Below are 10,352 nucleotides of genomic sequence, written 5' to 3'. Positions count from 1 at the left end.
CAGGAGATAATGATTCATCAAGCAATCCAGATGACGGAAAGCAGCCAGGAGATAATGATTCAGGCAACCCGGATGACGGAGAACAACCAGGAGATAATGATTCAGGTAAACCAGACAATGGAAACAATCCAGGGAATAATGACTCAGGCGAGCAAGATGATGGAGGAAATAAACCAGGAGACAGTGGCAATCATCAGCAACCACCTAAACATGATGGGAATTCTGGTTCAAATCAAGGTGATAATCATTCAAATTCTGGATCAAATAATGGTTCGCAAAATCCTTCCAATAGCAATTCAAATAATAATAGTAACTACCCTGGCAATCATTCAGGACACTCAAGTATCAATGATACAGTAAAACCTAATAAACCCGTTTTTAATAATAATGGTTCAACAAACGGAAACCAATCAACTGGTTCTAACCGTCATAACAACACTGTATCTGATTCAATAATCCATCAAATTTTCCCACATAAGAATAATGGCAACTCGACATCTCATTCTAACAGAAATCAAAATCAATCAATTATGAGTGGGTCTAATACTAACCAATGGCACTATGGCGATAACTTACAACAAAATCATCGACAAAGTCATATTGAAACTTATTCAAATAATGACAATATGCAAAGTGAAGTTCCGGTTTATAGCAAGTCAATGCTATTAAATAGATTAAATAGTTTAGCAACTGGTTCATATAAATACAATCCATATATTATAAATCAGGTAAACCGGTTGGGGAATAATAATGAGTATATCTCGAATCAAGATTTTTACAGGCTTTTCCGAAAACAATCATTTAATAATGAATACTTAGATTATTTACAAAAAGGTTCTAATTATTTCAGATTTGAATATTTTAACCCTTTGAATTCGAAAAAGTATTATAAAAATTTAGATGAGCAAGTATTGGCACTTATAACTGGGGAAATTGGATCTATGCCTGAATTGAAAAAGCCAAGTGATAGAGATAAAAAAGAAGATGCAGATATACAGAGCCATGATGATGATAAAATTATAGAAACCAATGAAAAAAGTAAAGAAGCGGAAAATAAAAACAAATATAAAAACATAAATATTGCTTTAATTACATCTATAATTATGATTTTCGTAGGTGTTACAGGTAGGTTTATTTATAGGAAAATTAAAAACTAAAATAGAAAACGCATCTATTATTGTCATTTAAAATGATGAGATTAATAGATGCGTTCATTTATTAAAATAGAAAATGAATTATAAAATTACTTTGTTCTTGTAAATGTTTAACTGTGTCACCAAAGAAAAATTGGACTGCCACTACAAAACCATTTTGTAACATATGAATGATAATTGGAACCGCAATACGTCTAGTTAAAACATAAGCAAGAGAGAATAACATACCCATACCAAAATATATGAAGAAAAATTTAACATCGTTATGTGCTATCGCAAATAAAATTGAACTTACTATTGAAGCGATTAAGAACGCAACAATTCGATTTCCTTTAATTTTATTATAGATTTCACCAAATATAACTTTTCTAAATATGTATTCCTCTAGAATTGGGCCAACTATTGAAATTAATAATATGAAAACTGGAAGCTGTTTTGCAATTGCCATAATTCTCTCAGTATTTGGACTTTGCTGTGGTTGTCCAACTAACCACATAGTGATTAGACTAGCTACCATTTGATAAATCATCACGACAACAAATCCTAATAAAGCCCAAGGTAAAATGTAGCGTTTAGGTTCTTTATAACCTCGCTCCAGTGTTGTTGGATTTTTGATAATACTATTTAACCAAATTATTAATAATGCTGCTATTACAAATAAAATAACTTGAGTGTATACGCCCGCTTTAGCTAGTTCCATCCCTTTTAAATCTTTAAAGAAAGGTAATTGCTGTGCAAGTAAGGGTAAAAACTGTGCTAATCCATAAATAACAATGGTAAGAAATGCTACCCAAATTCTCCTCATACTATTCCTCCAAAAAAATTAATCAACATTAGTTAGTTTATCGCAAAATTGTGAGTTATACAAAATATAGATAACCTTTCGCTTGAAAAATTGACCAAATTTGATTAATATAAAATATAGATTAGCACTCATTATATTTAAGTGCTAAAAAGGAACCTGTTAAGGAGGAACGATCATGCTTAAACCATTAGGAAATCGTGTGATTATTGAACGCAAAGAACAAGAACAAACAACTAAAAGTGGCATTGTACTTACTGACAGTGCAAAAGAAAAGTCTAACGAAGGTATAGTAGTAGCTGTTGGAACTGGACGAATTTTAGACAATGGTGAAAAGGTTGCTCCAGAGGTTAAAGAAGGAGATCGAGTAGTATTCCAAGAATACGCTGGCTCAGAAGTTAAACGTGGAGATGAAACATACTTAATTTTAAATGTTGAAGATTTACTTGCAATAATTGAAGGCTAAAATTTATAAATAATAATTAATAAGTAATAATAAACTATTTTAAACAATGGAGGTATAATCAATGGCTAAAGACCTTAAATTTTCTGAAGATGCAAGACAAGCTATGTTACGTGGTGTCGATAAATTAGCTAACGCCGTTAAAGTTACAATCGGACCTAAAGGACGTAACGTTGTATTAGATAAAGAATATGTAGCACCATTAATTACAAATGATGGTGTCACAATTGCTAAAGAGATTGAATTAGAAGATCCTTATGAAAATATGGGAGCTAAATTAGTTCAAGAAGTTGCTAATAAAACAAACGAAATTGCTGGTGATGGTACAACAACTGCAACTGTATTAGCACAAGCAATGATTCAAGAAGGATTAAAGAATGTAACAAGTGGTGCTAACCCAGTAGGATTACGTGAGGGTATTGATAAAGCAGTAAGAGTAGCTGTTCAAGCTCTACACGATATTTCTCAAAAAGTTGAAAATAAAAATGAAATCGCACAAGTAGGTGCAATTTCTGCAGCAGATGAAGAAATTGGTAAATACATTTCTGAAGCAATGGATAAAGTTGGTAATGATGGTGTTATTACCATTGAAGAATCAAACGGACTAGATACCGAATTAGAAGTTGTTGAAGGTATGCAATTTGATAGAGGGTATCAATCACCATACATGGTTACAGATTCAGATAAAATGATTGCTGAGTTAGAAAGACCATATATTTTAGTAACAGATAAAAAAATCTCTTCATTCCAAGATATCTTACCTTTATTAGAACAAGTTGTTCAATCTAGTCGTCCAATCTTAATTGTAGCAGACGAAGTTGAAGGAGACGCTTTAACAAATATCGTATTAAACCGTATGCGTGGAACATTTACTGCAGTTGCAGTAAAAGCACCTGGATTTGGTGATAGACGTAAAGCAATGTTAGAAGACTTAGCTATTTTAACTGGAGCTACAGTTATTACAGATGACTTAGGTTTAGAATTAAAAGATGCTTCAATCGATATGTTAGGTAGTGCTAATAAAGTTGAAGTTACAAAAGATAATACTACAGTTGTCGATGGTGATGGAGATGACAATAGTATTGATGCTCGTGTGAGTCAAATTAAAGCACAAATTGAAGAAACTGATTCTGACTTTGATAGAGAGAAATTACAAGAACGTTTAGCTAAATTAGCTGGTGGCGTTGCAGTCATTAAAGTAGGGGCTGCATCTGAAACTGAATTGAAAGAACGTAAATTACGTATTGAAGATGCCTTAAACTCTACACGTGCTGCAGTTGAAGAAGGTATTGTTGCTGGTGGTGGTACTGCATTAGTAAATATTTATAATAAAGTAGATGAAATCGTAGCTGAAGGTGATGTTGCAACAGGTGTTAACATCGTACTTAAAGCTTTATCTGCACCTGTACGTCAAATCGCTGAAAATGCTGGGCTAGAAGGTTCAGTTATTGTTGAAAGATTAAAACATGCAGATGCAGGTGTTGGATTTAACGCCGCGACAAATGAATGGGTAAACATGCTTGAAGAAGGTATTGTAGACCCAACTAAAGTTACACGCTCAGCTTTACAACATGCGGCAAGTGTTGCTGCGATGTTCTTAACTACAGAAGCAGTAGTTGCAACTATCCCTGAACCAGATAATAATGATAATCAAGGTATGGGTGGCATGCCAGGTATGATGTAAAAAGACCGTTGAACACTGTTGTAGTAGCTTTTGAAATCTTCAATGGTCATAATTTGGGCATATAAATTTTAAAATAAATCTTTTGAGACGTTTTCCATGAGTTTACTAAACTTTTGGGAAGCGTCTTTTTTGTATGAGTTCGTAATCTTAGCGTAGATGTTCATAGTGGTATTTATATCTTTATGGCGCAAGCGTTCTTGTATTTCCTTAATATGCACACCAGCCTCTATAAGTAACGCACAATGAGTATGACGAAATGAATGAGTGCTTATTTGTTTATTAGTTATGTCAGTCTTTTTAAGTATAGCTTTTATCCATAATTGTAGTTTTTTAATTACAAGAGGGTAGCCGTTAACATCAGTAAAAACGAAATTATTATCTACATACAATTCGTTTTTCCATGTGTCCTGAACATCCACTTTATAGTTTTTAAGTAATTTAATCACATGAGGATCAACTGGAATTTTTCCGATTGAGCTTTCAGTTTTTGGTGTAAGTATTTGATATTGCTTTTTATTGTTATTTGGATTGTAATAAGTCTTTGTAATATTGATTGTGTTATTCTCAAAGTCTATATCAGACCACTTCAATGCCAATAATTCACCTGCACGCATGCCTGTATATGCTAATGTACAAAATACTTCAAAGCTATTTTGTGGTGAATGGTGATTTTTGGCAATTTCCAGGAATTGAAATAATTCATCTTTTTCAAGAAACTTTTTATGTATCTCAGTATCTTCTAATTCTTCCACACTAACTTTCTTTTTAGGTCGTTTAATACCCTCGCTAGGCATTATTCTTATTAATTTCATATCGTATGCGTACTTAAATATCATATTCGTAGAGGCTATAATGCTATCAATATAATTCTTGCTATACTGTGCGCTTATATCATTTACAAAGCGTTGATAATCATGTTTATTGATAGTTTGTATTGGTTTATTGTTAAAGCGTTCTATGGCGTGGTGTATGGCTTTCTCGCGTGCTCTGACACTACTTACTTTTACCTCGTTAGCATATTGTTTAAGCCAATCGTTAGCAACCTGTTTAAATGTAGATGTGGACGGTGCGATATAATCACCGGTTCTTAATTGACGTTCTACCATTTCAGCGTGGTGTTTAGCGTCTGATTTGCGTTTAAAACCTGAGTTTGAAATATATTTATATTTGCCCGTTTTTGCGTCTTTTCCTAGTGATATACGATAGCGCCATGTATTTCCGCGTTTTTCATAACTTGCCATGTGATCACCTACTTAATACGGAATTTTTTTAAGGTTTCAAATTCACTATCTGGAAATAATTTCAAAGCGATATAATCATTTAATTGAAATTGAATAGTCGTGTAACCACCTATAAGTTCGAAAGATTGTTTATTTATAACCAAGTCTTTTAATTGTGATTTAACTTTTGTGATTAGTTTGTTGATGAACTCTGTTCGGAAAGAAATGCTCATATTGGAAAGAAACGTATAAAATTCATTTTCAGTGTAATGATCTGATCCTTGTAATACTAGAGGAATGTAATAATCGAACTCTCCTTTTTTTAAAGGTATAACATTCGAATCTCCACTATAAACAAACATGTCTAAGTTGAAATATTTTTCGTAATGTTGTTTTTTTATTTTGATTTCAAATCCATCTATCTCACCTTCGCTAAAATTACTTTTTTTAGTTTCAACTATATATGGAGAATAATCGAAAAATTCGCACGGAGTGACGCCTAAAAAATTACACAATTTATCAACAGTATCAAACTGAACTCCTTTACCAGTATTTTCAGCTATTGCCATTAAAGTAGTTTTTGATATTCCGGTTTCTTCATATAAATCAGAAATTTTCAGACCTCGTTCAGCCATCAATACAGACAATCTACTTTGAATCATATTTTTTACCTCCTTTATTTTCACAATAATGTTACTATAAGTCGCTAAAAAAATACAGAGTTCACTAATATATTTTTGAGAATTGACATTTGTTTTTATCGAGTATACAATGTAATTAATAACAGACTACAAAAAAATATTACAAATATCTGTTATAAAGGAGTGAGATGATATGGAAAATAAATTCAGAGTGATACTTGCTATAAAAAAACTTTCAATAGCTGATGTATTTGAAGGTACTGGAATAGCAAAAACAACATTATACGGTTTGTATCATGAAAAGACTAAAAATCCTGATACTTCAACAATTTTGAAAGTTTGTAATTTTCTTAAAATTACACCTAATGAATTTTTTGGAATTGATAATAATGAAAAGGAGGCTTAACCAATGTTCAACATCAATATTGATGAAGAAGAAGCACGTGCTTTATTAGAGCAAGCTATTAATCAACGTGTAGATGAATTGGCAAGAGAAAAATTCTTCATGACCTACAAAGAATTATCTGAATACCTAAATTTAAGTAAACCAACAATTGAGGAGTTACTTATTAATAACGGGCTTAAGTATTACATGGTAGGCAGCACATACCGATTTAAGAAATCTGATGTAGATGAATTTATGGAGAAAATCACATCTCACATGGATATACACAATAATGATTTAAAACAGATTAATGTTAAGAAATTGCTTAGCACAATTTAGGAGGTTAAAGAAATGAAACAACAAGTAGTAATTACAAAGAGCGTCATTGGTTGGTTCAATGTAAAAGATGTTGAAGGAAATTTACTTTTAAACATTGCACCTGATGCATTTAAGAAACATTTTCCTGAAGTTAGTCCTAACATCTCAATTGCATGTATTCAGTTAGATATTAATAGAATCGTCGAACTTAAAGATAAGAAAGTGAGTGTATAGGATATGGAACAAGAACAAAAATTAAACAAACAAATTAAATTCGGAAAGGAAAATAAGAAAATGAAAAACTTAACTAATCAAGATTTTAAAGATATTAAAGGCAAATTGAACTATGAGCATATGGTGAATGGTAAAAAGCATACTAGTAAAATGATTAAGCTACTACAAAAACGCCATACTAAAAATGTATCAGTTATTAAAAGTGAATATCCATATTTAAGTGATAATGAAATTTCAGAAATTCTTGCAGATTATCGAGAATACGAAGATTTAATGTCAGCGGTTGGAACTTTTACTGACTTTCCTCTTATTTACGAAGATTCTAATATTAGCAAATTCCTAACTAAAGACGATATTGCAGAATTAAAAATAGCTATTGAAGAAATGGCGATTTTTGTTGAAAGTTTGGAGGACTAATAAATGATGAAAGAAATTTTAAAAGCATATGACGATGTAGCAGTAACAGCTATGAAAGTGTCTCAATTAAGAGGTGAGGCAGATAGAATTTCAGAGTTAACAGGTTACTTAGCTGAAAAAGCCAAAGCATACAGAGAAGAAGGTGACTTTTTAGGTGCTGAAGCTATCGAACTAATTGTATTAGATGATCTAGGGAGTGATTTTGATAGTGTATATGGTCAGTTTCAAGAAGAAATGAAAACTTGGGAACAAAAATATAAACGATTTGAAAATGTATGTACTTTTTACGGAATATCTGTACCTTCATTAAAAAATGAGAAAGTAATAAAACTCTACAAATAGGAGTGAAAACAATGGCTGCTAAATTAGATGTGAATAAACTAAATATTATGCATGCTATCAACTGGATTATTAAAAATGAAGAAGAAATTATATTTGAAAGTCAAAGTCAGTTAAGTTTCTTCAGTCGTGAAGATTTGGAGAAAATAGACTACTGTAAGTGTACTTTAGAAAGTTTAATTGAAGCTAAAGAAATCTATAATAAACAAAAAATTAGTTAAGTGATGGAGGAATAACTCATGGTTAAAGATTTAAAACAAATTAAAGCAAGTATTGAAACAGCTGATATTTCTAATAAGATCCAAGCAGTTATTGACTATGTATGTGCTGAACAAGAAGGACTTGAAGAATTAAGAGATTATTATAGAGAAAATAATCAAGTAGTAGGAGAAAAAAGGACTAATGACAATATGAAATCAAATTTCATTATTGTATCAACATTATTATCGGTCATTCGTGATTACGAAAGTGAATTGAATGATATTGATATAGTTATAGAAAAAGCGTCATCTGATATGAATAGTTTGGCGACTAAATCAGATAACGCATAATATACAAAATTAATAAAACACAAGAGCAATAAGAAAATACTCCATTTGTATTATAACATCTTTGCTCTTGTTTTAATACATGGAGGTATAAAATTGAGCGTAATTCAATTAGAAAATGATGCGCAAGTGAGTGTGGTTTGGTATGGAAACGAAAAATCAACTTCATTCAAAAGCTTCTCTCAGCCTAAGTGGAGTGAATTAATTAGTCGTTTATCCATTCCACAAAATAATATAAATAAATATGCTAGGGGAACAGCAGTATATGGAAATATAGCTGATGGCGTAGATGATAAAGGCAACGAATACCAAAAATACAGAAATGATGACAATGTCCTTTATAGAGATGTACTTGTACTTGATTATGATGATGAGGAAGATTTAAACATGCTAAACAAGTCAATTAAAAGTGAATTAGAGGGCTTTGGATGGTTTTGGCATACAACATTCAGACACACAAATGAAAGTCCTAGAATACGCTTGTACGTGCCATTGAGTGAGCGTATAAATGCGAATGAATATCGTGCATATGTAAGAACATTAGCACAAAAAATTGCGTGCAAAATTGATGAGGGCAGTTATCAACCATCTAGGGCTATGGCGTTACCAGTCAGAAAAAGTAATGAAAGTCCTTTTGAATTTCAATTTAACGACGCTGCAATTATAGATAAATCAACGCTTAAAGAGTGGGCTAAATTATTTGATATCACAATTCAAACGTCATCAAAGCCTAGATTTGAAAAACGAGATTCAAGTCACTGGAAAGAAAAAGCGTTTGGCGTTAGTGAAGGTGGGCGTAATTCGTCATTAGCAAGCATTTTAGGACATTTATTTCAGCGAAGAGTAAATGAACATATTATTTATGCCTTTGCTCAGATGTGGGGACAATCATGCACACCACCAATGAATGAACGTGAAATTAATGCTACTTTTTATTCTATTATGAAAAAACACTATAACAACTAGAGAGGGGTTTTCTATGAACTTTACTAATGATGAAATTATGAATGAAATTAATAAGAGTATAAATAAGAAAACATATACTCCCGATTTTATTCCAGATGGTTATAAAGTAAAAACAAATCAATACGGTGCAGCACTTTATCAAATTATCCCAAGTAAAAAAGATGGTGAACCAGATAAAGAAAGGTTTATTACTACTACTATTCCAGAGATCAACACTAGATATGAAAATATTGAAGATGGCAAAGTAAGCTATAATATGCACTTTATAGACAATCGAACACCAGTAAATTTAAGTGTTACTGCCGAAGAAATCACTGATAATAGACAACTCCTCAAACTGGCAAATAGAAAACTTGATGTAACTTCAAATACTTCATCAAAATTAGTTGATTATATTAATCAGTCCAAGAGATACAGTCCACCTATCAATATAAAGGTGGCAACACGATTAGGACATGTAAATGATTACTTCATTTATCCATATAAAGACGAAATGGAACACAAAAATATAAAGTTTTTCAATAATGATAAAGGCTTTCAAAAGTTAGTCAATTCTTTTAAATCTAAAGGCACAATTGAAGATTATTCAAAAAAAGTGTTTGTAAAAATTAAAGATTTGCCAATGGTTATGGTGATGTTATACGCCTCACTTGGTTCAGTTTTACTTTATGAGTTTGATATTAAGCCGTTCATTGTTGAATTGGCTGGAAGTACTTCAACTGGTAAAACGTTCACCTTAAATTTAGTGGCTAGTGTATGGGGAACGACTGACCTTACAACTACATGGAGTTCTACTAGAAATAGTATTGAGGCTATGGCTGCATTTTTGAACTCTTTTCCGATATTTAAAGATGATACACGTAATACCTCACCTGCTTTTGTATCTCGTGCAGTCTATAACTATTCAAGTGGCGAAAGTAAAAGTCGAAGTAATAAGAATTTAACTGTTGATGAAAAGAAAGAATGGAAAAATATCTTACTTTCTACTGGAGAAGCCTCAATTACAAATATGGAAGATGATAAGGCTGGAGTATCGGCTCGTGTTATTACTTTAGAAGAACAACCTTATCCAGATAAATTTGATTTTATTTCATTAGATCGTGAATTTAGAGAGAATTATGGAACTCTAGGAATTGAATTTATTAAACAATTTCAATCAAAAAAAGATGAGTATAAAAACA

15 protein-coding genes are annotated in these 10,352 nt (G+C 31.7%); 12 read left to right on the top strand and 3 right to left on the bottom strand.

The features are described from left to right. The coding region (locus tag HMPREF3265_RS06535) for an SdrH family protein (RefSeq protein WP_070861186.1) at positions 1-1,157 on the top strand (1,157 nt) is incomplete at its 5' end. Between the two features lie 61 nt (positions 1,158-1,218). Here the strand turns inward: HMPREF3265_RS06535 and mroQ are convergent. Beyond that, complete coding sequence (gene mroQ, locus HMPREF3265_RS06530) at positions 1,219-1,959, bottom strand: intramembrane glutamic endopeptidase MroQ (RefSeq protein WP_053025122.1); 741 nt, start codon at positions 1,957-1,959, stop codon at positions 1,219-1,221. Between the two features lie 175 nt (positions 1,960-2,134). Between mroQ and groES the strand changes: the two genes are divergently transcribed. Then, positions 2,135-2,422: a co-chaperone GroES gene (gene groES / locus HMPREF3265_RS06525; RefSeq protein ID WP_070582069.1), complete on the top strand. Its 288-nt coding sequence runs from the start codon at positions 2,135-2,137 to the stop codon at positions 2,420-2,422. Between the two features lie 61 nt (positions 2,423-2,483). After that, positions 2,484-4,103 carry a chaperonin GroEL gene (gene groL, locus HMPREF3265_RS06520; protein WP_070582070.1) on the top strand — a complete coding sequence of 540 codons (1,620 nt, stop codon included), beginning with the start codon at positions 2,484-2,486 and terminating at the stop codon, positions 4,101-4,103. Positions 4,104-4,171: 68 nt separating this feature from the next. Here the strand turns inward: groL and HMPREF3265_RS06515 are convergent, their stop codons facing one another. Together HMPREF3265_RS06515 and HMPREF3265_RS06510 are read right to left on the bottom strand one after the other, a co-directional pair. Continuing rightward, entirely contained in the window at positions 4,172-5,344 is a 1,173-nt protein-coding gene (locus tag HMPREF3265_RS06515; RefSeq protein ID WP_002492309.1) for a tyrosine-type recombinase/integrase, read from the bottom strand. An 8-nt stretch (positions 5,345-5,352) separates the two neighbouring features. Beyond that, the gene (locus tag HMPREF3265_RS06510) at positions 5,353-5,985 is read right to left on the bottom strand and encodes a helix-turn-helix domain-containing protein (protein WP_053020700.1); all 633 of its coding nucleotides are present in this window, start codon (positions 5,983-5,985) and stop codon (positions 5,353-5,355) included. A 172-nt stretch (positions 5,986-6,157) separates the two neighbouring features. Between HMPREF3265_RS06510 and HMPREF3265_RS06505 the strand changes: the two genes are divergently transcribed. The 9 genes from HMPREF3265_RS06505 to HMPREF3265_RS06465 form a co-directional block, all read left to right on the top strand. Beyond that, entirely contained in the window at positions 6,158-6,370 is a 213-nt protein-coding gene (locus HMPREF3265_RS06505) for a helix-turn-helix domain-containing protein (protein WP_053020701.1), read from the top strand. Between the two features lie 3 nt (positions 6,371-6,373). Beyond that, the gene (locus HMPREF3265_RS06500) at positions 6,374-6,688 is read left to right on the top strand and encodes a helix-turn-helix domain-containing protein (protein ID WP_016931049.1); all 315 of its coding nucleotides are present in this window, start codon (positions 6,374-6,376) and stop codon (positions 6,686-6,688) included. A gap of 12 nt (positions 6,689-6,700) precedes the next feature. Then, positions 6,701-6,901, top strand: coding sequence for a hypothetical protein (locus tag HMPREF3265_RS06495; protein ID WP_053020702.1), 201 nt, complete (start codon positions 6,701-6,703; stop codon positions 6,899-6,901). A gap of 3 nt (positions 6,902-6,904) precedes the next feature. Beyond that, positions 6,905-7,318 (top strand): hypothetical protein, encoded by a 414-nt coding sequence (locus HMPREF3265_RS06490; RefSeq protein ID WP_053020703.1) that lies wholly within the window; start codon positions 6,905-6,907, stop codon positions 7,316-7,318. A gap of 3 nt (positions 7,319-7,321) precedes the next feature. Further along, positions 7,322-7,660, top strand: a complete 339-nt coding sequence (locus tag HMPREF3265_RS06485; RefSeq protein WP_053020704.1) for a hypothetical protein — start codon at positions 7,322-7,324, stop codon at positions 7,658-7,660. A gap of 11 nt (positions 7,661-7,671) precedes the next feature. Next, the gene (locus HMPREF3265_RS06480; RefSeq protein ID WP_046309608.1) at positions 7,672-7,878 is read left to right on the top strand and encodes a hypothetical protein; all 207 of its coding nucleotides are present in this window, start codon (positions 7,672-7,674) and stop codon (positions 7,876-7,878) included. Between the two features lie 18 nt (positions 7,879-7,896). After that, the gene (locus HMPREF3265_RS06475) at positions 7,897-8,208 is read left to right on the top strand and encodes a hypothetical protein (RefSeq protein ID WP_053020705.1); all 312 of its coding nucleotides are present in this window, start codon (positions 7,897-7,899) and stop codon (positions 8,206-8,208) included. A 93-nt stretch (positions 8,209-8,301) separates the two neighbouring features. Then, positions 8,302-9,171 carry a primase alpha helix C-terminal domain-containing protein gene (locus HMPREF3265_RS06470; protein ID WP_053020706.1) on the top strand — a complete coding sequence of 290 codons (870 nt, stop codon included), beginning with the start codon at positions 8,302-8,304 and terminating at the stop codon, positions 9,169-9,171. 13 nt (positions 9,172-9,184) lie between these two features. Continuing rightward, a partial coding sequence (locus HMPREF3265_RS06465; protein ID WP_070601189.1) for a DUF927 domain-containing protein occupies positions 9,185-10,352 on the top strand: 1,168 nt, incomplete at its 3' end.

The sequence above is a fragment of the Staphylococcus sp. HMSC62B09 genome (genome assembly GCF_001839115.1).
In the GTDB taxonomy this organism is placed as follows: Bacteria; Bacillota; Bacilli; order Staphylococcales; family Staphylococcaceae; genus Staphylococcus; species Staphylococcus haemolyticus.
Note: the sequence above shows the minus strand (reverse complement) of the source record. Positions and strands in the feature narration are given on the sequence as shown.